Here is a 24,410-nt window from a genome sequence, read left to right as displayed (position 1 = left end):
CGTTGCCGGAAGCGGCGCTCCCTTGTCACCTCACCGCCGTGACGACGCCGGCGCCAATCGTCTTCCCACCCTCACGGATGGCGAAGCGCATGCCCGGCTCGACCCCGATGGGGCGCAGCAGGCGGAAGCCCACCCGGGCCCTGTCACCCGGCTGGACGAGCCCCTCGCCCACCACCTCCACCGTCCCCGTCACGTCCGTACTCCCGAAGAAGAACTGCGGCGTGTAACCCGTCCCGAACGGCGTGTGGCGGCCCCCCTCGTGGGCGGACAGCACGTACAGCTCGGCCTCACCCGCGGCGTGCGGGAGGATGGAGCCCGGCGCGCAGAGCACCTGGCCACGGGCCACCTCCTCGCGCTTGAGCCCGCGGAGCAACAACCCCACGTTCTCACCCGCCCGAGCCTCCGGGCACTGACGGTGGAAGGACTCGATGCTCGTCACCACCACCTCCCGCGGGCCTCCCAGCCCCACCAGCTCCACCTGCGCCCCCGCCGTGAGCACCCCGCGCTGGATGCGCCCCGTCACCACCGTGCCGCGCCCCGAGATGGTGAACACGTCCTCGATGGGCATCAGGAACGGCGAGGTGTAGTCCCGCACCGGATCCGGAATGTGCCTGTCGAGCGCGTCCACCAGCTCGCGGATGCAGCGCGTGGCCTCATCCTCCACCCGCCCGGCGGTGACGGCCTCGAGCGCCTTCAAGGCCGAGCCCTTCACCATCGGCACGTCCGTGTAGCCGTGAGCCGCCAGCAGCTCCTGCGTCTCCAGCTCCACCAGGGTGACCAGCTCCGGGTCCGCCACGTCCACCTTGTTGATGAACACGACCATGTGCGCCACGCCCACCTGGTGGGCCAGGAGGATGTGCTCACGCGTCTGCGGCTGCGGCCCCTGCGAGCCGTCCACCAGCAGGATGGCGCCATCCATCTGCGAGGCGCCGGTGATCATGTTCTTCACGTAGTCCGCGTGACCAGGGCAGTCGATATGGGCGTAGTGACGCGTGGCCGACTCGTACTCGACATGGGTGATGTTGATGGTGATGCCGCGGGCCTTCTCCTCGGGCGCGCTGTCGATCTGGTCGTAGCCCAGACCCTTGCCGCCGTGCAGCGCGGCCATCACCTGGGTGAGGGCGGCGGTGAGGGTCGTCTTGCCGTGGTCCACGTGGCCGATGGTGCCAACGTTGACGTGCGTCTTCTGAGTGCCCATGGGAGTGCTCCTGGTTGTGGGCCGGGCCGGCCCGGGTGAAAGCGCTGGAAAAAGAAAAACCCCTCGGACCACGCGGGCCCGAGGGGTCGGCCAGGGAAGGCGCTGACGGACTCAGCCGGTCAGAGCGCCACCTCGCGCCGCACACGCGGGTCTCGCGACGAGCGGTTCGCCGCTGAGACTGAGACTGATGACGTGGGCGCGAAGGAGGTCATGGCCGTCGAAGGAAAGAGGAATCCAGGGAGCACGGACGCGGGGGGTCGAAAAAACTGACACGCCCCGGCGCGGGGGCACCGGGGCGCGGAAGAAGTGGGGCTCGGGGAGCCCGTGTACCGGGGGGCTCAGCCGCCCGTGTGCACGGTGACCTCGGCGGAGAGGCCCGCGCGTCGGCGGCCTGAGCCTGCGCCTGGGCCGACTCGAGCTCCGCCTCCGCCTGCTTCACCCGGGCGGCGTAGTGACCTGGGGTCAGACCTCGCTTCCCCTTAGGAAGACTTGAATCAGTGTGTCCGCGCCGTGACGCAGGTCCTCGCCCCGCTTCGTCTCCGCCACCCGCATGAGCACGCTTCGCACCATGCCCACCAGCAGCGTCGCGTAGAGTTCCGAGCCCTCACCGCGCAGCTCACCCGCGGCGACTCCGCGTTGGATGAGCTGCTCCACCCGCTTCGTCAGCTCCACCAGGGAGCCAGCGCGCTGGGGGTAGCCAGGGCCGCGGAAGACCTCCGACTGCACCACGATGGCGAAGAACCGGGAGTGCTCGTGGAAGTGCCCGAACACCTTGTCGAGCAGCGCGCGCAGTTGCTCCCGGAAGGAGCGGCCCTCCACCTCGGCGAGCACCTGGTCCACCTGGGCCAGCAGTGCCTCGCGCCGGGCCTGGATGAGCACCACCAGCAGCGCGTCACGGTCCTCGAAGTGGTTGTACAGCGTGCCCACCGACACCCCCGCCCGCGCGGCGATGTCCTCCATCCGGGCCCCGAACCCCTGCTCGGCGAACACTTCCTCCGCCGCCGCCCGGATGGCGTCCGTGGTCGCCTCCCGGAGGCGGGCGCGCAGCCGGGACGCCGGCGCTTTTTTGACTGAAGCTTGATTCATTTCCTGAGTCCAGACCTAGCTCCGCTCCGGACGCTCGTCAACCCGAGGGGGACTGGGACCGAGGGTGTGGATTGGAGCATGCTCGGAGTTCCGCCCGCTACCTGGTCGGTCGGGAAGGCGCTGGTCGGGTGTCACGCTTTCCGGGCAGCGGCCTAGAAGAGACACGATGCGGTTGGACCACAGCGAACGTCAGCAACTGCGGCGATGGCTGGAGCGGCTCGCCGAGGGGGATCGACAGGCCTTCACGCCGGCCTTCGCTTGCCTCCAGCCGCTCCTGGAGGGCTTCTGCGCGCGGCTGCTGCCGTGCCGCGAGGACGCCGAGGACGCGGCGCAGGCGGCGCTGCTGAAGGTGTTCGCCCGGGCCACCGAGTACGACGCGACACGCGAGGCGCTGCCGTGGGTGCTGGGCATCGCGGCCTGGGAGTGCCGCACCGTGCGCAAGGCGCGGATGCGCCGGCGCGAGGCGCCCGAGGAGGAGCAGGTGGAGGTGGTGGATGGGGCGGAGGGGCCCGAGGCGCGGTTGCTCGCGGAGGATTTGCGGCGCGCGCTGGCGGAGGTGATGGGAGGGCTGAGGCCGGAGGATGTGGAGACCCTGGAGGCGGCCATGGGAGAGCGGGAGCGGCCCGCGATCCCCGGCGCCACGTTCCGCAAGCGGCTCGAGCGTGCGCTCGGGAGGCTGCGCGAGGCATGGAGGATGCGTCATGGTGTCGAGTGAAGCGGTGCGCCTCCAGCGGCGCGCGCGCCTGGCCTACGAGTGGGGGCGTCTGCGGGCCGCGGTGCCCGGGGCGCTGCCCGCCGCGGGGCTGACCCTGATGGCGGCGGTGCTGGGCTCGCGTGCCACGCTGCCGCTGGGCGCCGCGCTGGTGCTGCTGTGCGTCGGGTTGGGCTGGCGGGGCAGGCAGTGGGGCAGGGCGGTGACGCCGGGACTGCTCGCGGGCCTCATCCCGTTGCTCGGTCCCTTCCTGGTGCTCGCGGCGGGACACGTCTGCTTCGGCGGTGGCTGTCGCTCCTTCTGCTTCGCGTCCTGCGTGATCGGCGGACTCCTCGCCGGCGCGCTCCTCTCACGCGAGGCCCTTCGGATGGAGCAGGGCCGCTTGGGTTTCATCCTGGCCTCGGGGACGGTCGCCTCGCTCTGCGGCTCCCTGGCCTGCATCCTCTACGGCCTGAGTGGGGTGCTCGGGCTGGTGGCCGGTCTGGCACTCGTCTCCACCCCCGTGCTCGTCCTGCGCCGCGCCTGAGGCTCCGTCCCGCCTCGGCGCGAGCACCGCGCGTCTTCACTTCACGCTCTTCGTCGTCTCCACTGGCCCGGGCTCGCTCCCGGGCGGAAAGGCATCGTCATGTCCTCGCTCCTGTCCCTTCCCTTGATGTTGCTGCTGCACGCGGCGCCCGCGGCTACCGCCGAGCCAGCGGTCTTCGCCCCGGGAGTGGTGTCCACGGGCAATGAGGAGTTCGGCGCCACGTTCTCGCCGGATGGGCGCACGGTGGTGTTCACCCGGGCGGACCCCACGCGCTTCGGCTTCCAGGTGCTGATGGTCTCGCAGTGGCGGGAGGGCCGCTGGACGGCTCCCGAGGTGCTGCCCTTCTCCGGGCGCTACCGGGACATCGACCCCTCGTTCACTCCGGATGGCAGGCGGCTCTTCTTCGCCTCCGTGCGCCCCCAGTCCGAGGGGGAGAAGGTGCACCCGGACTTCGACATCTGGCTCGTCGAGCGCACGGAGAAGGGCTGGGGAGCGCCGCGGCTGGCCGAGGGGCTCAACACCCCGGAGGACGAGACGAACACCTCGGTGACGCGGGAGGGGGCCGTCTACGTGACGCGCTCGCCGAAGGGAGGCGCGCGGCGCATCGTGCGGCACGCACCCCGGGGCAACGGGTGGGCCGAGGGCGAGCCGCTGCCGGAGTCCATCAACTCCGGCAAGGGAGATGGCAACCATTTCGTGGACCCGGACGAGCGCTACCTCGTCTTCTCCTCGCAGCGGCCCGGGGGCTCGAGCGACTTCGATCTGTACGTCAGTGAGCGCGAGGAGCAGGGGTGGCGCGCCCCGCGCAACCTCGGCCTCGCTGTCAATCGTACCGAGGGAGCCTTCACTCCCACGGTGGTGGCCACACGGGGGACACTCGTCTACGCGCAACGGCGGCTCTTCTCCACCGCGCCGCCCGAGCGCGCGTTGACCACGAAGGAGTTCGCCGAGCGGCTGGCCGCGCCGGGCAATGGCCAGGGTGACTTCTATGAAGTACCGCTCGCTGTCGTGGGGCTGGCCGCGCCGGGCAAGTAGCACGTGTGCTAAGGCCACGGGTGAACGACGCCGGTGGGAGGCTCCCCATGTCGAGCTGCGTGGCCTTGCGGTGTGTGTTGGCGCTTCTGTTCCTGCTCCCGGCGATGGCTCGGGCGGAGCAGGGGCGGAGCTGGGACGCGCCCACTCGGGGAGGAGAGAACCGGTGGCGGTTGCGGCTCGTGGAGGAGCCGGCGGGAGACGCGCCGAGGCGCATCCCGGATGTCGTGCAGATGGCTCCCCTCGAGCAGCCCCTGGGGTTTCGGTTGCTCGTCGAGACGGGAGCGGGGTTGGGGACCGGCCTCGCGGGAGGGCTCGTGGGCGTGGGGCTGTACATGATGGGGAGCGGCCTCCGGCTGTTCGGGAGCGATGACGGCCCGGGGGTCCTTCCCTTCGCGCTCGTGGGAATGGCCGTCGGCTTTCCGCTGGGAGTCTGGTGGGGCGGCGAGCTGATGGCGGGAGACGGAAGCCTGTTGTTGACGGTCGGAGGTTTCGCCCTGGGGGCGCTCTCCACGGTGGGGCTGTGGAACCTGGCGGAGGACACACGCGAGCCGTTCGCCAGCTTCCTCGTGGCCGCGCCCATCCCCCTGTCGGTGGTGGGCGCCCTGCTGGGATACGAGCTGTCCTCCAGCGCTCGGAAGAAGGCGCGGGGGCTCCAGGTGCAGCCGGTCCTCGTGCTCGGCGCCAACCATCAGGCGCTGGTGCTGGCTGGCCGCTTCTGAGCGAACGGCTCGCCGGCTGGATGGCCCTCGCGGGGGCGGCGTGGTACCCCCATGTCGTGAGCGATACCTTCCAGCAGCTCGGCCTGTCCCCCGAGTCCCTCGACGCCCTGCGCCGCGCGCGCTTCTCGCGGCCCACCCCCATCCAGGCGCAGGCCATTCCCCCGGCGCTCGAGGGCCGGGACATCATCGGCTGCGCGGCCACCGGTACCGGTAAGACGGCCGCGTACGTGCTGCCCCTGGTGGAGCGCTTCGCGGGCCGCAAGGGGACACTGGGCCTGGTGCTGGCGCCCACCCGCGAGCTGGTGCAGCAGATCTCCGAGCCGGTGGAGTTCTTCGGCGGGTCGCGCGGTGTCTCGCACGTGGTGGTCATCGGTGGCGAGGACATGGGGGCGCAGGCGGAGGCGCTGAAGCGCAAGCCCACGCTCGTGCTGGCCACGCCGGGGCGGCTGGTGGATCTGCTGGAGTCGCGCGCCGCGGCGTTTCCGCACCTGGAGGCCCTGGTGCTGGACGAGGCGGACCGGATGCTGGACATGGGCTTCCAGCCGCAGCTCGAGCGCATCCTCGCGGCGCTGCCCCGGAAGAGGCAGACGCTGCTGTTCTCCGCGACGCTGGGGCCGGACGTGAGCCGCTTCGCCCGCGAGGAGCTGTACCGGCCGGTGCGCGTGGAGGTGACGCGCAGTGGCACGCCCGCCGAGCGCGCCGAGCAGCGGCTGTACGTGGTGAAGCCGGAGGAGAAGTCGGCGCTGCTGCTCACGCTGCTGGCGCGGGACGAGGAGACGGCGCTCGTGTTCACGCGGACGAAGGAGCGGGCGGACAAGGTGCACCAGACGCTGCAGCGGGCGGGGTACCGGTGCACGGTGTTGCACGCGGACCGGACGCAGAACCAGCGCAACCAGGCGATGAAGGGCTTCCGGGACGGGACGTACCGGTGCCTGGTGGCCACGGACATCGCGGCGCGGGGGCTGGACGTGGAGGACGTGGGACACGTCATCAACTACGACCTGCCGCACGCGCCGGAGGACTACGTGCACCGGATTGGCCGTACGGCGCGCGCCTCCGCGAGCGGCGTGGCCTCGACGTTCGCCACGGCGAAGGACCGGCTGATGGTCGAGCGCATCGAGAAGATCATGCGGGCGGGGATTCCCCGCGCGACCGTGCCGCGCGAGGACCCCGTGTTCCAGGCGGAGTGGGAGCGGCACCAGGCCGCGCAGAGAGACCCGGGCCCGCCGCAGAAGGACCACGGTATGTCCAAGAAGGAGCCGGGACAGGCCCCGGGACGGCACGCGCGGACGCACGGAAAGGGTTCACGCTCGGGCCAGACGGAGAAGTGACGCTCGCGCCCGAGCAGTTGATTCCTCCGGTTCGTTCACTTCGGGTTGGAGGCGACTTCCAGCTCATACCCGTCGTATTGCCCGGAGTGCTCCTGTGCCAGGTGCTCCAGGGATTCCCGCGCCGAGTCGAACTGCTCTCCATCGCTCACGAAGTGCTCGACCAGCACCAGCCAGTTCTTCCCATCGGCGCTCTTGCGGCTCGTTACTTCGAAGCCGCGAGTGGTGAGCTGGGCGGCCACCGCTTTGCCCACCTTCGCGGTGGTGAAGTACAGGTAGTGCCTGACATGCCGGGGCTTGGAGTCTTCCGAAGGGCTCTCCTCTGACTTTGGCTCAGCCGACGAGGCAACCGTGCCCTCCGGTTCCGGGGGAATGCCGATGTCCTGCTCGGGCCGCCATTCCTCCGTGAGGGATGTTACCAGTACGTCGTGCATCCAGAAGGAGGCGATGGGCAGATGGCGCTGCTCCTTGGTGAGTTCCCGGACCAGGGTTTCTTTCGTGCCTTCGTGGATCAGCCATGCGAGGATCCTGCCATTCCGGCTCCTTGCTCCAGCTCGCCTGTAGCTGGCGGGAAACTCCTGCCCCGGTTGCACCGGTTGATGGGCAACGACATCGACCAACCCTTGTGAGACAGCGGCACGAGCTGGGTAGAAGGCGAAGTATGCACCCGGATTGTTGACCAGGGCCGTGAAGTCCGCCGGACGCGTGGTGAAGAATCCAGGAAGGATCCGGAGGACCTCCCAATACGGATCCTTGGAGACGTATGTGTAATGGACATACGCCAACCCCCGAGGTGTTTTGACCTCGAGGATGTCTCCGGGTCGAGCCCGCTTGCGCTGGGTGGTCATTTCACGGTTCCGCGCGTGGACGCGAAGCAGGGAGGAAGGGAATGAGGTCCATTCACCCGAGAGCTTATCGCGGCTACCACTCCCAACCTCTTTGGGGCCCGGCGTCCGGTGACTACTGGAGCTCGACGTAGGTGAGGAGCCGGGTCGTCCGGGTCTCCTCGTACGGGTCGCGGGTCGGGCTTCCGGTGAAGAAGTCCGCGTAGCTGCTCGCCTTGGCCCGCCAGGTGGTGGTCGCCCACACGCGGTAGGAGCCCGCGGGGAAGGTGGTGACCGGAGCGATGCCCGCGGGGAGCGGGAAGGGCGTGAACGAGGTGATGGAAGCGGGTGCCACCACGGTCCAATCCAGGGAACCCGGCCCGACCAGCGCGGCGAGCTCCACCTCCGTCAGGTGCGCGGAGCTATCGGGATTCCAGCGCAGGACGAGGCCCGAGCGCGAGGCGCTGCCCGGGGCTTCCAAGGTCCCCACGGCCGGCGAGGTGATGCTCAGGGGGGCCAGGAACGAGACCTCCGCGGACGAGGTGTCGCTCACGGGCATGTTCGTCTGGACCGCTCCACCCTGGAGATTCGTCGTGTCACCCGAGGTGACGTGGAGCATCGGGGTGATGGTGTCGAAGGGGGCTGTCCGAGCGATCGCCGGGACCGAGAGGGGTATCGTGCCGGAGGCGTTCGTGCGGAAGAGGAGCTGGCCGCCCAGGATGTACCAGAGCTCGGCGCTCACCGAGCTGCCCTGGTAGCGGCTGCCCTCCACCGTCACGTTGAGCGACTGGTCCACCGGATGATCGAGCGCGAGCTCCAGCCCGCTGACTGTGGTGCCGGAGCTTACGGCGATGCCCCGCGCGAGCCCGACCCGGAGGACCTTTCCATCGGGGCCCTCGGTCTCCCGGGCGAAGAGGTCCACCTGGCCGGGTTCGTCACCGCGAACGTCGATGCTGAAGGAGCCGTCCTCGGCCAGCGTCGTGACGCCGGAGAGCCCCTTGCCGACCGCGGTGACGGACAGATTGCCGACATGGGTCGCACCCGTCACCCGGCCCGTCACGGTGCCCTGCTTCGTCCAGGGGAGGGCCGACAGGAATCCCACGAAGCTGGGTAACCAGACCTCGGTCCCGTCGAGCGCGAGGTAGGTCTTCACCTTCACCTCTCCGGTGGATTGGACCATCACCACACTGACGTCCTGAGGACCTGCGATGGCCGGGTCATGGAACCGCACCACGCCGCTGTCGTCGAGGCGCTCGCGGAACCTGCTGCCATCACCGAGCAGCACGTGGACGCTGCTGTACAGCTGGAAGGTGGTCTTGATCTCGTCCGACATGTGGACGGTGAAGGTGGGCGGGGTGCCGGGAGGGGGGTTCTGCCCTCCGCCTCCGTCGGGAGTCGGGTCGACGGTCTTGGGGGGATGACACGCAACGAGGAGCAGAACGAAGAGGGAAAACAGTCGGGTCTGGGTCATCGAGCCGCACAGTACGTAGGGGCACCAGGGAACCTGACGGAGGGCCGATGAAAAAAGTGAATGAGCCGTCCGAGTGTGGTCCCTGCCTCGCGTAGTGGGGAGAACCGCGGGCGAGGTTGGACTCGGCGGCTGCTCGCGGTTCACGACGCGTGGAGACGGCTTACCACCAACGGTTGGTGGGAGATAGCCCTCGGGTTCGACCGGTTCGTCAGGCGCATCCGGAAAATGTCGCGGCGGAATGGCGTTGGAATCCGATGAGATGTCCCGAGACTCCATGGAACGTTCGGCTGGTCGAGGAGGGAACGAGGAGGCGAGCCACTGAACTGCGGCCAGTCGAGTTCACGCTGAACTCTTGAATCAGCGGACTACTTGAAAGATAACTCCGACGGCCTCACCTCTGTAGTCGGTTGTCCCCCTGGAACAGCGAGATCTTCCGCATGGATACCCTGACTCCCGCGGCGCGCAGCGAACGGATGGCCCGGGTTCGCAACAAGGACACCACGCCGGAACTGCGCGTTCGACGCCTCGTGTCCTCGATGGGGTACCGCTACCGCCTCCACTACAAGAAGGTTCCTGGGCATCCAGATCTCGCCTTCCCGGGTCGCAGCAAGGCCGTCTTCGTGCACGGCTGCTTCTGGCACCGCCATCCCGACCCGGCCTGCCCGCTCGCGCGCTTACCGAAATCGCGGCTCGATTTCTGGCTGCCGAAGCTCGAGGGCAACAGGGCAAGGGACCTACGCAAGGAGCGGGAACTGAAGGAGCTGGGGTGGGACGTGCACGTGGTCTGGGAGTGCCAACTACGAGACGAGGAGTCCCTGCGCGAGGACCTTCGCCTCTTCCTGGATGGCCCCGCGACTTGACCCGGGGTCACGCCCATGGACCAGGCCGAAAGTGAACCGTAGTGCATCAGAAGCTTGCGACATGACGCGAGGTGCTGCATGGATCGAGCACCATGGACTCCATCGAGCTGTTCACCGGTGCTGGTGGGCTGGCCCTCGGTACGCATGTCGCTGGTTTCCATCATCTCGGCCTGTACGAGTGGGATGAGGACGCCTGCGAGACGCTTCGCGAGAACGCCCGCGCGGAGGCTCTTCCGGGCATTCGCGAGTGGCGCGTTCACCAAGCCGACGTGCGGATAAATTCCTACGCGATCTTCGGCCAAGGGATGCTGGACTTGGTGGCTGGCGGGGCTCCGTGCCAACCGTTCAGCCTCGGCGGCAAGCACCAGGCCCAGGATGACTCCCGCAACATGATTCCGGAGTTCGTGCGGGCGGTGCGCGAGCTGCAACCGCGCGCCTTCATCCTGGAGAACGTGAAGGGGCTGACCCGGCAGAGCTTCCGCAACTACTTCGAGTACATCCGCCTCCAACTCACCTATCCCACCGTCACCAAGAAGCGCGACGAGGAGTGGACCGCACATCTCCACCGATTGGAGGAGGTGAAGACGAAGGGGCGTCACAAGGGACTGCGGTACAACGTCGTCACCGAGCTGTTGAACGCCGCCGATTATGGTGTGCCCCAGGTGCGTGAGCGCGTGTTCTTCGTCGGCTTCCGGGATGATACGGGCCTGAAATGGCACTTCCCGGAGCCCACCCATAGCCTCGACGCCCTCGTTTGGGAGCAGTACATCACGGGTGATTACTGGAAGCGCCATGGTGTTCGCTCTCCTCCCAGCAAGCCCGCGCGATTGGGTCTGAAGCTGAGTGATCTGGAAGAGCGGGACGAGCCCTTCCCGACGAAGCCGTGGAAGACCGTGCGTGATGCCATCGTGGATCTGCCCGAGCCGCGTGTGGGTCGCGAGTGCGGCAAGTTCTCGAACCACAAGCTCAACCCTGGTGCGAAGGCGTACCCAGGGCACACCGGTAGTCCCTTGGACATGCCCGCCAAGACGCTGAAGGCCGGTGTGCATGGCGTTCCGGGAGGAGAGAACATGCTGGCCCTACCCGATGGCCGACTGCGCTATTTCACCGTGCGCGAGGCTGCCCGGCTCCAGACGTTCCCTGACTCCTGGCATTTCGAAGGGGCTTGGTCCGAGGCAATGCGCCAGCTCGGGAACGCTGTGCCGGTAGATCTCGCGGCGGTTGTTGCCAATAGCGTGGCCGAGAAGCTGAGGAGTTCTGGTGGCCACTGACTTCAGGGAATTCGACCCGCTCGACTACGACAATCTCGCCAGAACCTGTGTACAGGAACTGGAGCGTCGAGACGCTGTCCCACTCGACTTCCCCAAGTCTTTTCCCGGCGCTGGCGTCTATGCGCTCTACTACAAGGGGGGCTTTGATATTTATAGCCCCATCAGTTTGAAGGACGCGAGCTGGCCCATCTATGTGGGCAAGGCGGTGCCGAAGGGGGCTCGCAAGGGGGAGAGGACTAAGTCGGCCACAGGTATGTCCAACTCCCTTTTCAAGCGTCTTGGGGAGCACCGCGAGTCCATTGATGCTGCTGCGAACCTCAAGGTGAAAGACTTCCTCTGTCGCTACTTGGCGGTGAAGGAACTCTGGATAACCATGGCCGAGCGACTTCTCATCGAGCGCTATCGGCCAGTCTGGAACGTGGCCCTGGAGGGCTTTGGCCTGCACAACCCGGGCAAGGGGCGCCACGAGGGCAAGTTGAGTTGGTGGGACACGCTGCACCCGGGACGACCCTGGGCCAAGCACCTGAACAAGACGCGCACCCCTCAGGAGGCTGAGGCCCTCGTCCAGGACTTTCTGAAGCTCAACCGTCCGGGCGTTAAGAAGCGGCCGCCCCTCCCGGATGATGCATCCGTCTTCATGCAAGACGAGGACGTCGAGGACTGATCAGAGGAGCGGGTAAGCTTCCACGGACAGCTCCAAATGGCCCTCACTAGCAGTTCGCGCGCCAACACGGAGGCACTCCGCCCCACCCTCAGCCCATGCTGAGCGCTAGCGAGCCTCTTGATGCGCCGGGCATGCACTCCATCTGGTTTGAGTCGCCCGGAGAAAGGGATTGACCCTTTCGAGATGAGGACAGCTATCACAGGGAGCCCTGCTCTGCCGTCCCTCGCCACGAATGGTTGATGCAGGCCTGTGGCGAGCCCACCTGATATCGCGGTCGTGCCGCTAGCGTCATCATGGCATCGCTGGGGAGTGGGGCGCGGGCGCCTCGCCAGTTACGATCTCCCACAGTTGTTTTTCCCGGTCCGGGGGAACTCCCTCCTTGGTGATGCGCTCATTGAAGCGAGCCTCATCCAGAGCGTGGGTGACCGTTGGAAAACCGGTGGTCGTCAGCATGAGACTTGAGCCCTTGCCCCGTTTCAAACTGTACTCGCCAGCCGGCAGACTAATCACGGATCTGACGCAGTCCGACCAATCGAGTGCACGGACGATTCGAAGTGCGAGTTCGTTCTTGGCGGGATCGCTCAAACTCATGGAGAGCATCGTTTCCGCTAGCGTCGGAGGTGGCTTGGTGCGGCTTAGGAGAGGAAGGCCACGCCACATGATTACGAGCGAGGTGGGGCCGTTTTCACTGGTGATCTCCTCGACTGACAAGTTCTGGTCGGGGCGAGATGGGGTGGTCCATACTCCTTCCGCAGGCGAGAGGAGCCCTGCGGTGTGCTCGGCCAGGAAGGTGTCCAGTCCTTCGCTTCGAAGTGAGATAGGGAGACGCTTATGGCCGGAGAGCAGACCGGAGAGGACCGCCGCCGTCATCATCATAGCGTCGCTCGCACCGGACGCTTGGCGATCCCAGGCGAGAAGCCGCTGCGGCTCCGGTCTTAGCATTACCAGCAACAGTGCCTTCGCGACGAGAAGCCCCTTGCCAGTGTTGAGCGGACGGAAGTCGCGCTCGTTCCTGAGAATGCTTCGAATAGGTTCGAGGTTCCTCAATAGTTCCGCTTCATCCTGCGCGGACAGACTCATCTCCCGGACACTCGCCTCGATGCTGGACAGGACATCCAACGGACGCCACCGCTCCCGTGGCGAGCTCGCCCGGAACACACCCAATGCCGCGAGAAAGAGCCGTGTATCGAGATCTGCTTGAGCGGGCGGCGTGTCGTCCAGTCGGGTCCCTGCGGGGGTCAATTCTAGCCAGCCTGGGAAGACCCCAGAACGCTTTGCTGCGGCCTTCGGCTTTCGCTTCGCTCCCTTTTTTGTCGGACGGCTTGATGTGGCCTCCGTGAGGAGTGTCGCGAATGCCCCGAGGGTATTGGCGCTTGCGGGAAGCGCCGATGCGAGGACAGCCCATGCGCCCGCGTGACGGTCGAGAGTGTCAAATGTCCGTGCGTCGACTCCCTGGGAAGTGGGAAGCGACGAGAGCCAGGCCAGGAACGCCTCTGGAGTGATGCGGGCAGTGGCCTCGGAGAAAAGCTCTGGTGATGTACGAGTCGGGAGAGCATCGACTCGGACGTTCTCGTATCTCCTCGCCTCATGCTCTTCGCGGTCTTTATCGGAGGCGAAATGCACGCATTTGATAGCCGAGAGAGGAATCGCTCCCAGGGGAGCCCAGGCAATCGCGCTGGGGGCACCGATGGACTGCTCGATGGATTGGCCATCCTCCCCCAAGCTTGGGACCTTGCCTGCGGAGAGCCGATTGGAGTCGAGCTCGATCGCCACCGGGAAAGACGTCGGGTCTGTCTCGTCACTTGCCAAGGCGAGCACCCCCTCGTTGAAGGGTGCCCCAACGAGGAGAAGCCGCCCTGGGGTGCGTTCGAGGAGGTCGGGGTAGTACTTCTCGATACCTTCGTATGGGACGATGAGTCCTGAGGAAAGGACATCGAGAAGGTTGTATCGGTTGGTTACAAGGAAGACGGGGGAACGAACCGCCATGCTCGCCGGTACCTTGGCCTTCATCGCCAACTCCATGGTTCCTGGGACATCTGTCATGGTCGCCAATCTAAAAGCTCCTTCGGGAACGCCTCGACGATTTTGGGAGCGTCCTTGCCCGAATAACAGAAGAAGAGTTGATCTCTCGCCCGCGAGATGAGCACATAAAACATCATCCTGGCTTCTGGACGGGCCATGTCCTGCATGCAGTCTTGGAGCTCAGGCAGGAACACCGCGTCGAATTCGAGGCCTTTCGCGCTCGCGTAGCAGATGACCTTGATTCCTGGCCGTCCGAAACGCAAGGGCTCGCTTTTCGCTCCCTTCCCACCCACGTAGCGCTCGATAGGGTTTCGTGTCTTTCCATCAAGGAGGTGCCAGAGCCGGGACTGGACTCGCTTGGTGGGTACTAGTACCCCGATTTCCAGGTCGGGATGATTGCGCTCGAACCGGAGAATGTAGTCGGCGGTTTTCTGGGCGGACGAGTGCCCGAGCAGCACAGGCAAGTCACCACTTCGGGTCGGGGAGGCAGGGATGCCGCTTTCCAGGCCCGTGTAGAAGCACGCGGCGAGCGCCGCGATTTCCTTCGTGTTTCGGTAGTTTCGGGTGAGCTTGTGGACTTTCTGAATGTTCGTGTAGGCGCGGATTGTGTCGAGGGTGGAGTTGTCCTCGTTGATGCGCTGGTGCGTATTCCGGCCATCGTGATCACCCAGATCGGTCGATCGTGATCAGGTGGATCGGTCATCGTGATCGGAGCGAAGCGACGCTGACCGGGGACCTACTTCTCCGCAGACTCCTCCTTCCTGCGGGAGGGGCCCTTTAACACGACCCGATGGGAGTTATGTAGCACCCTGTCGCAAATAGCGTCGGCTACCGTCGGGTCCCCCAGGTGGTCGTGCCACTTCGTGGTGGGCAGCTGGCTGGTCATGAGGGTGCTGCGGTTGCCGTACCTGTCCTCGAGAATCTCGAGCATGTCCCGGCGCTCCTGCTCCTTGAGTGGAGCCAGCCCCCAGTCGTCGATGACCAGCACGTCCACCTTGGCCAGACGCGCCAGCACCCGCGCGTACGAGCCATCCGCGTGTGCCAGCGTCAGCTCGTCGAAGAGCCGGGGCGCTCTGCGGTAGAGCGCCTTGTAGCCCTTGCGGCACGCAGCCTCCGCCAGTGCGCAGGCCAGGTACGTCTTGCCGGTCCCCGTGGCTCCCGTAATCACCACGTTCTGGTGCTCGGCCACCCAGCGGCACGAGCCCAGCTGGCGCACCAGACTCTTGTCCAGCTCGCGCTTGGGCGCGTAGTCGAGGTCCTCCAGGCTCGCGCTGCTCAGCCGCAGCTTCGCCTCGCGCAGGCAGCGCGCCGTACGCGCGTTCTCCCGGTGCAGCCACTCGGCGTCCACCAACATCCCCAGCCGCTCATCGAAGGACAGCTTCGCCAGCTCGGGGTCCTTCTGCTGCCGTTCCCACTCGGCCGCCAGGGCGGAGAGCTTCAGGGAGTGCAGCTTCTGCATCGTCGGTTCGTTCAGCATGTGCTTGTCCTCGGGTGTGTGGCACCTGCTTGGGTGCCGCGGTGTTGGAGAGCTTCGTCGTCGCGCGCCGGCGCACGCAGTGCGACGGCGCGCCCCTCACGCACGAGGCTCGTGGGTAGCGTGAGGGTCAGTGGTAGTAGTCGCTGCCGCGCACGTTCTCGTGCGTCTGCGCGGCGAGCTCCGGTTGCGCTTCGTCCGTTGGTGGGGCGAGCCGGTCCAGCCCATTCTGGAGAATGGAGTCCACGTGCCGGAAGGAGCGGGCGCTCACGGCCAGGGCTCGCGTGCACGCCGCCTCCAGCCGCTCGTTGCCGTAGCGCCTGGCCAGCCGCAGTATCCCCAGGCAGGAGCGGTAACCCAGCTCCGGGTGAGGACGCTCGCGCAGGATGCTCTCCACCAGCTTCTGGGTGTTGGGGCCGATGGTGCCCGCCCAGTGCACCAGCCGCGAGGGCGTCCACTCCAGGTGCTTCTGGTGCGCCTTGGGCATGTGCTCCGGCTGCGTGGTGTGCCGGCCCCGCTCGTCGCTACGCACGTGACTCGCCACGCGCTCGCCGCGCTGGTACAGCTCCACCGTGGTGGCCGTCACTCGCGCCTCCAGCACCTGGTGCACCAGCGCGTACGGCACCGAGTAGAAGTGATGGTGCACCTGCACGTGGTAGTCGATGTTGACTCGCACCTGCTTCCACTCGCCGTAGGTGAAAGCCTCGGCCGGTAGCGGCCGCAGCGCCGGTTTGTCCAGCCGCTCGAAGAGCTCTCTCCGGCTCGCGTCGTACAGCCTCATTTTTCGGTTATTGAGGTCCTCCAGCAGCTCGCCAATGCGCTCGTTGAGCGCCTCCAGCGAGAAGAAGGTGTGGTGGCGCAGCCGCGCCAGTAGCCAGCGCTGCACCACCAGCACGCCCACCTCCACCTTCGCCTTGTCCCGGGGCGAGCGCGGGCGCGCTGGCAGCACCACCGTGCCGCAGTGCCGCGCGAATTCCTCGTACGTGCGCTGCACTCCCGGCTCGTAGCGGCACGCGCGCGTCACCCCGCTCTTGAGCTGGTCAGGCACCAGCGCTCCCGGCACGCCACCGAGGTACACGAAGCAGCGCTGGTGACTGGCGATGAAGTCCGGCCCTCGCTGCGTGCGCGTGGCCTCCGCGTACGTGTAGTTGGAGGCCCCCAGCACCGCCACGAACAGCTCCACCTCCACGCGCTCGCCCGTTGTCTCGTCCACCAGGTGCGGCTTGTTTCCCGAGTAGTCGACGAAGAGCTTTTCTCCCGCCCGGTGCTCCTGCCTCATGGTGAGCCGGTGTTTGGCCAACCACTGCCGGTAGTACTCGCAGAACTGCGTGTAGCGGTACCCCTCCGGGTGTTTCTCCAGGTACTCCAGGTGCAACAGCTCCAGCGTGACGCCGGGCTTCTTTCTCTCCGTGTGGATGTACACCGGGTCGGGCAGGGGCCTCTGGGCCGTGGGCTTCGGCACGGCGCCATACAGCCGCTCCTCCAGCTCCTCCTCCCGCATCTGCTCCACCTGCTCCCAGCTCAGCTTCGCCGCCGCAGCGCGCGCCAGCACGCTCCCCACCGCCCCCGCGCTGATTCCCAGGCTGCTGGCCACCTCCCGGTGGCTTCTCTTCTGCTCCCACTTCTGCCGTAGCACTTCTCGTATGTGACGCATGGACAGTCGCTCCGTGGCCATCGGCCCTCCTCGCGGAGGGCCGTCGACGAATGCCGTCCAGCGTGCTCGCTCGGCTCGCCCGCCCTCCCGCGTCCGGTTGCTACCAGCCGACGGGCCCCGTAGGGCGAACCACCTGACCTCCAGCGTAGTCCTCGGGCACCTTGGCCCGCTGAGCACGATGGCCGATCCCGGTGATCACGATGCTCCGATCTCGCTGATCACGATGCTCCGATCCTGGTGATCACGATGGGCCGACGCGCGCAGCGCTGGTTTTCGTCTGCGAAAATGGTGACTGTTCGGGCGATATGGCGGGCAAGCGGGAAGAAACCGGGTGCGAAGTCCTGGCCCTCATCGACGATGAGATGAGGAAGTGAGTGCGCTGATGGTGGCTTCTTCGCTACTTGTTTGAGGATCGCGGCCCAATCAGGCTTGAACTTACTTACCTGCGGGTACTTACGTCCATAACTTGAGTAGTAGAAGCCGTAGAACCAGCGGTGGAAGGTGCTGATTGCCGCCTCCAACTCCAGGCTCTCAGCGGCATCGTCGGTGTACTGGGAGAGGAGCCGCGAGAGCATCAGAAGGGAGACGTTGACCCGCTTCTTGTCAAGCATATTGGCCCTGTAAAGGGCCATGACTGTCTTTCCAGTTCCGGGTGGCCCCACGACCAAATAGGAATCGTCGAGGGGCAGGTTGTTCACTCGGTCCTGTTCGCGGGAGAGTTCCTGGTAAGCGGGGAGTCTCAAGCGGTTGCCTCCATTTCGTCATCGGTGGCGCGCGCGCTGTCTCTACGGGCGGCGGCGAGCACCTCCGCGAAGAAGCCAGTAACTCCACCCGGCGTGCCCACGAGAAGTCCACGATCGAGCAAGACGTTCGCGTTTTCGCAACTTGTTTCCGACACCAATGCGCAAGCGTGACATGCCCCGAGATTGAGTGTCCCGAAACCCTGTCCCGGGCTTTCCCGGCAGATGGGGTCGGATGAGCACCACGAGGCTCGCTCAAGGGCGGACAGAAGCGTGTGGGCGAAAAGGGACGGGGTTCCCTGGCGAACCAGTCCGCCAAGCGTCCCCTCAACGTCTCCCGCCGCCGTGTATATAAGTATCCCGGCCTGCGGCTCACCATCCGGGTTCTTTCCCGCGTAGATACGCTCTCGTAGTGATGCGGAGGAGTATCCACACTGGAACGAAAGTTGCCGGATGAGGACGTGGGCGAGGGTGTGGAGGAGTACGAAGCGCGGTGTGGCGGGCTTCAACCTGCTCCCTATGAAGTGTTTTTGGCGACGCTGTTCAAGGATTCGTCCAACCTCCGCGACGTCCGAGTTTTCCGCTTCCCACTCGTGCACGCGCTTTTCATTGAGCGAGAAGAAGATGCCCTCTCCGAAGACCTCGATCGCGGGCAGCCATTTCAGGTTGCGGCCGAGGTCCGGCTTCACCAATGGACCCGCGGCGTTGTAACGGCTAAACCCCACGAGGGCTCTCACCTCTCGTAGTTTGGTGGCGAGAACAACCTTGTCGATGAGTTGCGCCAAGAGACCGAGGGCCGAGGTCGGCTCGGGATGGGTGGCTTCGGCAAAGAGCGGGACATGGCGGGTGATGAAGGTGCTCTTTTCTGATTGCTCCCCCTGCGGAGTAATGAAGGCCAACCACTCATCCGTTTCCAAGTCTGTGGCGTCGGAACTGGACGGCTTCGGCGGCTTCTGATCGCCTAACTCCTGGCGAACGATGAGCTCGATCTGTTCCTTCGAGCAGCCAACCGTTTGAGCAATTGATTCGATCGCGGGGCCGGCGAACGGTCCATTGGGCGCGGACCGAATCAACGCCCAGAGTTCGTGATTTGTAACCGCGAGGGTTAGCTCGCCAAACTCCTGGTACGTCGATTCTGGAGGGATGTCGAGCGCCGACCGTATGCTAGAGAAATAGACGTTACTCGCCCCTCGCTGAAGGATGACCGGTTTCTCGTCGCAATGTGGGGTGACCTTGTTGCTGTAGTCGATGTACTCCCAGGGCTGCTTCCCGGGACAACGGAGGTTCATCGCCTTGACCGTGTCCCTGCTGGTGATTCCCGTGAGCGTGCGCCACACTCCACATGTTTTGCATTCGATGCGCAGGGACTGAAGTCCAGCCCCAGAGCCAGCGAGGGCGATAAACCGCAGGTTGTCACGGTCCTTACAACCCTTCTGTTTAGGCTCCTTCGCCCCGAAGTGAGCCCAATAATCCCAGGAAACGTCGCCCAGGTGCCCCTTCTCGCAAGCCATGACGAAGCGCATCGGAACCAGTTGGGGGCGCCGGTTGCAGTTCTCGCAGCGAGGCGGTTCGTCGTTCACCTCCTTGGAAGTGGTCCATTTCGCCATCGCTCGGCAGTTAGGGCAGAAGAGCCACTGAGGAAACCGGAAATACGGGACGCGGGCACCACCATCCCCGTACAGCGAAGTGCTCGCGGGAGCGCTGCGGAAACCCTCCACGCCAAGTGCCTCGGCGAGTCGCTTGCTCCGGATGGGTTGGCCCTGGCTCTTCCAGCGGGAAATGTCGCACGCGACCAGGCTCTCGCCTCGTAGGTCATAGATCGCCCCTACTCCGAAAGGGGCAAGCGTCTGCGACAGCCGAACTCCACGTGGCGGTTGATTGCTCATCGTTCCTCTCCAATCACCAGCACTCGACACTGGCGGTCGACATTGCGCATCGAGTGCAGCGTGGCCCAACCGCTTCCTTGAGCTCCGAAGTTGCGGAGCAAGCCCGTATGGGGCTTACTGGCCTGGTAGTACAGGCTCCGGTTGTTCTCGGCTGTCTCCTTGGCGAGCTCCGCCCATTCCGCGGCGAGCGCCCTCAGATGCTCGGAGGTTGACTTCGCCTCGTCTGGGTCGATAGCGCGCGCTCGTTCCTCGAGAATTTGGATCGCACGCTCAACCTGGGGATCGTCAAGGCGGAAGCGCGACGCGTCGCTGTTCGCGGTGAGTCCGACGCCATGGCGAACGAGGATCGTGAGCGCCGCGTGGAGCGCGCGCTCCCGAGAGGGGAGAGAGAAAGGGGTTACGCTCGTGGGCTCGACGTGCCGATAGAGCGCGGAGTGGTAGGGGATGAATCCTTCGTAGTGCGAGCGATCGCGGGGCTTGGTGGAGACGTACAACGCGATGACCAAGCCTGCGGCCCCGCCACGGCCAACGCGACTGCTCGCCTGGATGTACTCGGCGGTTGTCTTGGGCTGCCCGTTCATGATCATGAGCCCAAGCCGCGGGATGTCGACGCCCACCGAGAGCATGTTGGTCGTGGCGAGGAGGGAAACCGAGTCCTGTTTTTCGTGCGTTTGCTTGAGCCGTTCGAGGATTTTGGGAAGGTCGCCTCCCCCCACGTTGCTGGTGAGCTCCACCACGGTGTGCTCTTCGAGCTTGCGCGTCTTAGCCTCGTCCTTGGCGATGACCTTCGCGCGGGCAGGCACGTCGTCACGCGCCAGGGTCACGGTTCGCCCAAGCTCTCGAATGCTGTTGTGGTAGGCAACAAGGGTCCAATACGCGTCGAGAGCCTGTCCACTGAATCCGAGTTCCACCGGCGCTTGTAGCAGAGCCGCGGCCGTATGGACGATAGTCGTATGAGGGGTGTGGCTCTGTGACATCAGCCCGATGTAGCGCCGCCCGGGTTTCTTTTCGTCGGTCTTCGCGAAGTACGAGTCCGACGCCGTCAGTCCCGCTGGAGGGAAGAGCTGAACCTTCCGACCGAATAGGCCCAGCACCTGATCCGTCGCATTCCGGATCGTCGCGGTGGACGCGATGATTTTCGGGCGAGCGCCGTGATAGCTCATCAGCGCCTCCACTGCGCCCTCGTAGACGCCGATGGTGGTGCCCAGGGGACCGGAGAGCAGGTGCATCTCGTCCTGGATGATGAGTCCAGGGGGCAATCGGCCGCTTCCGCCGAAGAAGACGCCTGCGCGCTCCTCCCAGGCGAGCCGTGCGAACTTATCCACTGTCGCCAAGAGGAACGTCGGCGGGCTGTCGTAGAGGGCATCATCGACGACGGCTATGGGAAGCCTCGTGTGGAACGGGCACTTCGCGGTGGGACAGTAAAACTCGAAGGACGCATTCCCCGCTCGAACACCGTAGTTCTCGGCGTCGTCGTTGCGGCGTTCGGGAATGATACTGGTGCCACACCAGGGGCACTGCTCTAGCTGGAAGGGATTGGAGGGGAACTCCTCGGAGAAGAGTTCCGTGAACCGCTGTGCCGCCTTCTCATAACGGTTGGGCACCACCTCATCGCCCACCCACAAGCCGATCGAGATCGGGTCCTGGCCCATCACGGCGCTTTGTTGGCGTCGTAAGATCTCGCAGGCACAGATGAGCGCCGCAGCGCGCTGGAATTGCTGTGCGGTGAGCAGGCGCAAGGTGTAGCGAGTGAGCACCGCAGTCCCTCCGCCAGCGTCGCCGTTCTTGAGTCGCCGATGGAAGATGTAGAGTGCGGCGAGCGCTAGGTAGGCCTCGGTCTTTCCACCGCCTGTGGGGAACCAGAGCAGATCGACGAGTTCGCGGTCCCTGTCCGCGGGGTCCACGACCGAGGGGAGGGCAAGCAACTGAAACGCGAGCTGGAAGGGACGCCACTTATAGTTGAGCGCGGCGTAATCGATGACCGGGAGTTGAACTTGGTCGCGCGGCCTTCGCTCGCCCGCGAGGTCCTCCTTCCCGTGTCGCATCTGCATGAGCATCGCCTGATTCGCCAGCCGGAACGCATGCAGTGTGTCTGGCTCGCTCGTCAGTACCTCGATGCCACGACGGATTCGATCGAGCGTCTCCTTGAGGCGCGCCAAGAGCGCATCCCGAGCGGCGTGAAGCGAAGGGGGAATGTCCAGGTGAACCGCCTTCAGGTCAGCGATCCACTTCCCGTACTTGTCCGCGAACGCGCCGAGCTCCGCGCTAAGCTCCGCTGTTCCGAGAGAGGTGTCGGCGAGCTTTGACAATCTAAGGATGTCATCATCGGCACCACCAGTGACAACATCGGGCACCGTGAAAGAGGGCATTAGCTCGCTTCGGACGCTGATGGCGGTCCGCTTGTTCTCCGAGGGTGTCCAATCCGCCGCGCAACCATGCCCAATCCCGAAGACTCGGGCGTGCCGGTGCAGGAGGCGGAGCTCCGCTTCCTCCGGGTCGCGACTGAGGAAGTCGACCGAGGGGTACTCACGAATTGTCCCATCGACGGGAACGCACTCAATGCCTACTTGGTGAAGGCACAGGGATGACTCCACGACGGCGGGGTCCGCCTGCTTCTGGATGTTGCGTAAGGTCACGGTGACGAGATGCCCGTCTCCCACATGTCGCCAGAGTGCCTCAATGCGCGCACGGCCCCCGAGCACCTCCTCGTGGCTCCGCAGGTGGCCCTCAAGGCCTTCCTTCGGGCGCGCGAGGGTGACGACCTCGGGATTGGAGCGCTCCGCGATGGGCTCGCGTTGAAAGGCTTCTTTCTTCTTGACGCGTGTTCCCTCGTAGCGAGCGCCCCACACACAGCATGTGAGCGAGGGTGTGCCCACGATAAAGAAGCTCACGCCAATCGAGCTGGGCATCCAGGAGTTGGCCAATGTAACGGGGTCATCGGCGAGCTCCTCGCCGACCGAGCCGCCCGTCGTGTCATCGACCTCCTCGGTGAGGAGCTCACCGCTACTAGCGTTCGTGGGGTAGAGCGTCCCCATGAGGTAGCGCTTGTGAGGGGCCTCGTGGAGGGTCTCGTTCGCTCCATTCAGGGGGCCTACCGCGTGCGCGTGAAGGAAGTGGACGACTTGGGTGCGGATGTCGTTCATGGCGGATCCTCCTGTCTAGGGCATGGAGCGCTTGGGACGCGGCGTAGGCCGAGTCACCTTGGGGGCGTTCTCGTGAGCCATCGCCGCGAGGCGGGTCTTGGCGGAAATGGGCACGGCCATCCAGAGGCCGACCTGCGCCCGGCTCATGCCGACGTACATCAGGTTGGTAACCAAGTCGGGGGGGCCCTCAAGCTCAAGGTCGATGAGAAGGATGAACTTGTTCTCAAGACCCTTGAAGTCGGCGACGCACGCGCACGTTAAACCCAGCGCGGGCCAGTTCGCCGCGTTCACCGAATCAATGACGGTGATCGCCCGACGGCGCCAAACCTCAGTGCGTTGAATCGAGGACCGAGCGAGCGGACGAGCCAGGAGAATGGTGATCTCGGATGGCGCGATGCCCTCCTCCCGAAGGCGCCCAAGATGGCCGTCTATGAGACGAGAGAGTTGCTCGTCGGATTCATAGTACCCGAACTCCACAGGAGGACCCTCTCCGGCGACGGGTTTCCCGAGGTCTGACGCAGTGAGAAGGCGGGTTTGCATGACGATCTGCTCAGTGTTTCGGCAGTTGCGCGACAACCTTCCGGCAGCCGGCCGATGGTCCAGGATGTAGTCGTGCGCCTCCCGCTCGTAGCAGCCGGACAGGCCAGTTTGCCGGTTGGTGTCTAACAGGAAGCACCACTCTCCTTTGGCGAGGCCACCCTTGAGCTCCGCCTCAAGAGTTCCGAGGGCATCCATGTTGAGAAGGTCCTGACCTTCGTCCGCTATAAGGGCATCGAACCTCGGACGTGGCGCTGTGCGCGGTCCGCCAGTGTCACGTCGCAGGTGGTCGAGAGACGCCACGGTGATCTTGGAATCGCCCAGTCGAGACCCCAAGTAAGCTGCGAGAACTGGGCTCGCGCAGGCGACCAGTACACGCTTCCCCCGCGCGGCTTGTCGACGCGCGAGCTCAGCGGCAAGGAAGGTCTTGCCCGTGCCAGCGCCTCCCGAGCATATGCTGCGGGGATTCTCTTCGATCCAATCCAACTGGGAGTATTGCTCCTCGGTGAGTTCCTCCATTGCTTGGGTTAATCGGTGAGACTTGACGCGGAGGGAGGGAACACGATCAAAGCTCGGTCGGAGCGCCTGGGCGATCTCTTTCAAAAGGTCGCCGGAAACCGTGAACGGGACGCGCTCCTTCGACTCCCAATACTGGAACGCCTTATTGAGGTAGGTACGAAGGTCCTCTCCTCGAGCGCCCTGCTTTGCGTCGAACACGACCTCGGATGGCCACTCCACGCCTCGTTCTGGGAACTCACAGTCGGGGAACAGAACCCCGAATCCAAACAGGACGGGAGCAACTCTCTCCTTACCGAGAAGCTCGCCGAGGCGGCGCTTCAGCGAGAACATCCCAGAGCGCGCCTGCTGGAATGGGCCCTCCGATTTGTGGAAGGTGTTTCCATAGCGGTCGGTGAAGGTCCAAATCCCATCCTCGTCGCACGCGACGCCTCCGCCCTTCACCTCAAGAACGAGCACACCGCGCTCGCAAACAATCACGAAGTCAAGTTCGCCGACCCTCTTGTAGTCGTGCTCCGAGATGTTGAGCGAGTGCAGCGCCCGGGCGCTGGGTCCAAAATCCGTCCTTACGAGCCGCGAGAACACCTCGCGCTCCGCACTGCTCGGAGTGCCGTTGGAGATGACCGGTGGAACCATGCGCATGGTTAACGATCACTCACGCCACGCTTGATGATCAATAGTGCCTTGTACGCCCTTGGTGTTGGGTCACGGCGGACTCAACGCGAGGATTTGGGCTCACCCTGG

At 65.3% G+C, this 24,410-nt stretch carries 20 protein-coding genes; 8 read left to right on the top strand and 12 right to left on the bottom strand.

The window, feature by feature from the left end:
• Positions 1 to 25: 25 nt before the first annotated feature.
• The gene (tuf, locus tag JRI60_RS36425) at positions 26 to 1,198 is read right to left on the bottom strand and encodes an elongation factor Tu (RefSeq protein ID WP_204220521.1); all 1,173 of its coding nucleotides are present in this window, start codon (positions 1,196 to 1,198) and stop codon (positions 26 to 28) included.
• Positions 1,199 to 1,660: 462 nt separating this feature from the next.
• The gene (locus JRI60_RS36420; RefSeq protein ID WP_204220520.1) at positions 1,661 to 2,284 is read right to left on the bottom strand and encodes a TetR/AcrR family transcriptional regulator; all 624 of its coding nucleotides are present in this window, start codon (positions 2,282 to 2,284) and stop codon (positions 1,661 to 1,663) included.
• Positions 2,285 to 2,450: 166 nt separating this feature from the next.
• Here JRI60_RS36420 and JRI60_RS36415 point away from each other — a divergent pair, with 166 nt between their 5' ends.
• The 5 genes from JRI60_RS36415 to JRI60_RS36395 all read left to right on the top strand — a co-directional run bounded on the left by JRI60_RS36415 (position 2,451) and on the right by JRI60_RS36395 (position 6,607).
• A complete protein-coding gene (locus JRI60_RS36415; protein ID WP_204220519.1) occupies positions 2,451 to 2,999 on the top strand; it encodes an RNA polymerase sigma factor in 549 nt (182 codons plus the stop codon).
• Positions 2,986 to 3,522, top strand: coding sequence for a hypothetical protein (locus JRI60_RS36410; RefSeq protein WP_204220518.1), 537 nt, complete (start codon positions 2,986 to 2,988; stop codon positions 3,520 to 3,522). Before JRI60_RS36415 ends, JRI60_RS36410 begins: the two co-directional genes overlap by 14 nt.
• Before the next feature lie 99 nt (positions 3,523 to 3,621).
• Entirely contained in the window at positions 3,622 to 4,557 is a 936-nt protein-coding gene (locus JRI60_RS36405; protein ID WP_204220517.1) for a PD40 domain-containing protein, read from the top strand.
• Positions 4,558 to 4,604: 47 nt separating this feature from the next.
• A complete protein-coding gene (locus JRI60_RS36400) occupies positions 4,605 to 5,276 on the top strand; it encodes a hypothetical protein (RefSeq protein ID WP_204220516.1) in 672 nt (223 codons plus the stop codon).
• Positions 5,277 to 5,332: 56 nt separating this feature from the next.
• Entirely contained in the window at positions 5,333 to 6,607 is a 1,275-nt protein-coding gene (locus JRI60_RS36395) for a DEAD/DEAH box helicase (protein ID WP_204220515.1), read from the top strand.
• Between the two features lie 35 nt (positions 6,608 to 6,642).
• On the opposite strand, the gene JRI60_RS36390 is transcribed toward JRI60_RS36395, so the two are convergent.
• The gene (locus JRI60_RS36390) at positions 6,643 to 7,452 is read right to left on the bottom strand and encodes a ribonuclease E inhibitor RraB (RefSeq protein ID WP_204220514.1); all 810 of its coding nucleotides are present in this window, start codon (positions 7,450 to 7,452) and stop codon (positions 6,643 to 6,645) included.
• Between the two features lie 112 nt (positions 7,453 to 7,564).
• A complete protein-coding gene (locus tag JRI60_RS36385) occupies positions 7,565 to 8,761 on the bottom strand; it encodes a hypothetical protein (protein WP_204220513.1) in 1,197 nt (398 codons plus the stop codon).
• A 575-nt stretch (positions 8,762 to 9,336) separates the two neighbouring features.
• Here JRI60_RS36385 and JRI60_RS36380 point away from each other — a divergent pair.
• The 3 genes from JRI60_RS36380 to JRI60_RS36370 all read left to right on the top strand — a co-directional run bounded on the left by JRI60_RS36380 (position 9,337) and on the right by JRI60_RS36370 (position 11,694).
• Positions 9,337 to 9,759 carry a very short patch repair endonuclease gene (locus JRI60_RS36380; RefSeq protein ID WP_204220512.1) on the top strand — a complete coding sequence of 141 codons (423 nt, stop codon included), beginning with the start codon at positions 9,337 to 9,339 and terminating at the stop codon, positions 9,757 to 9,759.
• Between the two features lie 92 nt (positions 9,760 to 9,851).
• Positions 9,852 to 11,030 (top strand): DNA cytosine methyltransferase, encoded by a 1,179-nt coding sequence (locus tag JRI60_RS36375; protein WP_204220511.1) that lies wholly within the window; start codon positions 9,852 to 9,854, stop codon positions 11,028 to 11,030.
• The gene (locus JRI60_RS36370) at positions 11,020 to 11,694 is read left to right on the top strand and encodes an Eco29kI family restriction endonuclease (RefSeq protein WP_204220510.1); all 675 of its coding nucleotides are present in this window, start codon (positions 11,020 to 11,022) and stop codon (positions 11,692 to 11,694) included. The genes JRI60_RS36375 and JRI60_RS36370 overlap by 11 nt, the downstream gene beginning before the upstream one ends.
• 291 nt (positions 11,695 to 11,985) lie before the next feature.
• On the opposite strand, the gene JRI60_RS36365 is transcribed toward JRI60_RS36370, so the two are convergent.
• The 8 genes from JRI60_RS36365 to JRI60_RS36330 all read right to left on the bottom strand — a co-directional run bounded on the left by JRI60_RS36365 (position 11,986) and on the right by JRI60_RS36330 (position 24,302).
• Complete coding sequence (locus JRI60_RS36365) at positions 11,986 to 13,704, bottom strand: hypothetical protein (RefSeq protein ID WP_204220509.1); 1,719 nt, start codon at positions 13,702 to 13,704, stop codon at positions 11,986 to 11,988.
• A 29-nt stretch (positions 13,705 to 13,733) separates the two neighbouring features.
• Positions 13,734 to 14,174 (bottom strand): 3'-5' exonuclease, encoded by a 441-nt coding sequence (locus JRI60_RS36360; RefSeq protein ID WP_239470878.1) that lies wholly within the window; start codon positions 14,172 to 14,174, stop codon positions 13,734 to 13,736.
• Positions 14,175 to 14,452: 278 nt separating this feature from the next.
• A complete protein-coding gene (istB, locus tag JRI60_RS36355; RefSeq protein ID WP_204220289.1) occupies positions 14,453 to 15,193 on the bottom strand; it encodes an IS21-like element helper ATPase IstB in 741 nt (246 codons plus the stop codon).
• 127 nt (positions 15,194 to 15,320) lie between these two features.
• Positions 15,321 to 16,865 carry an IS21 family transposase gene (gene istA, locus JRI60_RS36350; protein WP_204220288.1) on the bottom strand — a complete coding sequence of 515 codons (1,545 nt, stop codon included), beginning with the start codon at positions 16,863 to 16,865 and terminating at the stop codon, positions 15,321 to 15,323.
• Between the two features lie 197 nt (positions 16,866 to 17,062).
• A complete protein-coding gene (locus JRI60_RS36345; RefSeq protein WP_204220507.1) occupies positions 17,063 to 17,587 on the bottom strand; it encodes an AAA family ATPase in 525 nt (174 codons plus the stop codon).
• The gene (drmB, locus tag JRI60_RS36340; RefSeq protein WP_204220506.1) at positions 17,584 to 19,470 is read right to left on the bottom strand and encodes a DUF1998 domain-containing protein; all 1,887 of its coding nucleotides are present in this window, start codon (positions 19,468 to 19,470) and stop codon (positions 17,584 to 17,586) included. The genes JRI60_RS36345 and drmB overlap by 4 nt, the downstream gene beginning before the upstream one ends.
• Entirely contained in the window at positions 19,467 to 22,613 is a 3,147-nt protein-coding gene (locus tag JRI60_RS36335) for a helicase-related protein (RefSeq protein ID WP_204220505.1), read from the bottom strand. Before JRI60_RS36335 ends, drmB begins: the two co-directional genes overlap by 4 nt.
• 15 nt (positions 22,614 to 22,628) lie before the next feature.
• On the bottom strand, positions 22,629 to 24,302 hold the full coding sequence (locus JRI60_RS36330; RefSeq protein ID WP_204220504.1) for a nuclease-related domain-containing DEAD/DEAH box helicase: 1,674 nt from the start codon (positions 24,300 to 24,302) through the stop codon (positions 22,629 to 22,631).
• Between the last annotated feature and the right edge of the window lie 108 nt (positions 24,303 to 24,410).

Origin of the sequence: Archangium violaceum (genome assembly GCF_016887565.1) — a bacterium.
GTDB lineage: Bacteria > Myxococcota > Myxococcia > Myxococcales > Myxococcaceae > Archangium > Archangium violaceum_B.
Note: the sequence above shows the minus strand (reverse complement) of the source record. Positions and strands in the feature narration are given on the sequence as shown.

Coding starts and splice junctions, on each gene's coding strand:
- JRI60_RS36365 (WP_204220509.1), bottom strand. CDS start 13,704: ATGAAGGCCAAGGTACCGGCGAGCATGGCGGTTCGTTCCCCCGTCTTC.
- JRI60_RS36390 (WP_204220514.1), bottom strand. CDS start 7,452: ATGACCACCCAGCGCAAGCGGGCTCGACCCGGAGACATCCTCGAGGTC.
- istB (WP_204220289.1), bottom strand. CDS start 15,193: ATGCTGAACGAACCGACGATGCAGAAGCTGCACTCCCTGAAGCTCTCC.
- JRI60_RS36375 (WP_204220511.1), top strand. CDS start 9,852: ATGGACTCCATCGAGCTGTTCACCGGTGCTGGTGGGCTGGCCCTCGGT.
- JRI60_RS36420 (WP_204220520.1), bottom strand. CDS start 2,284: ATGAATCAAGCTTCAGTCAAAAAAGCGCCGGCGTCCCGGCTGCGCGCC.
- tuf (WP_204220521.1), bottom strand. CDS start 1,198: ATGGGCACTCAGAAGACGCACGTCAACGTTGGCACCATCGGCCACGTG.
- drmB (WP_204220506.1), bottom strand. CDS start 19,470: ATGAGCAATCAACCGCCACGTGGAGTTCGGCTGTCGCAGACGCTTGCC.
- istA (WP_204220288.1), bottom strand. CDS start 16,865: ATGGCCACGGAGCGACTGTCCATGCGTCACATACGAGAAGTGCTACGG.
- JRI60_RS36335 (WP_204220505.1), bottom strand. CDS start 22,613: ATGAACGACATCCGCACCCAAGTCGTCCACTTCCTTCACGCGCACGCG.
- JRI60_RS36405 (WP_204220517.1), top strand. CDS start 3,622: ATGTCCTCGCTCCTGTCCCTTCCCTTGATGTTGCTGCTGCACGCGGCG.
- JRI60_RS36415 (WP_204220519.1), top strand. CDS start 2,451: ATGCGGTTGGACCACAGCGAACGTCAGCAACTGCGGCGATGGCTGGAG.
- JRI60_RS36330 (WP_204220504.1), bottom strand. CDS start 24,302: ATGGTTCCACCGGTCATCTCCAACGGCACTCCGAGCAGTGCGGAGCGC.
- JRI60_RS36380 (WP_204220512.1), top strand. CDS start 9,337: ATGGATACCCTGACTCCCGCGGCGCGCAGCGAACGGATGGCCCGGGTT.
- JRI60_RS36410 (WP_204220518.1), top strand. CDS start 2,986: ATGGTGTCGAGTGAAGCGGTGCGCCTCCAGCGGCGCGCGCGCCTGGCC.
- JRI60_RS36400 (WP_204220516.1), top strand. CDS start 4,605: ATGTCGAGCTGCGTGGCCTTGCGGTGTGTGTTGGCGCTTCTGTTCCTG.
- JRI60_RS36385 (WP_204220513.1), bottom strand. CDS start 8,761: ATGTCGGACGAGATCAAGACCACCTTCCAGCTGTACAGCAGCGTCCAC.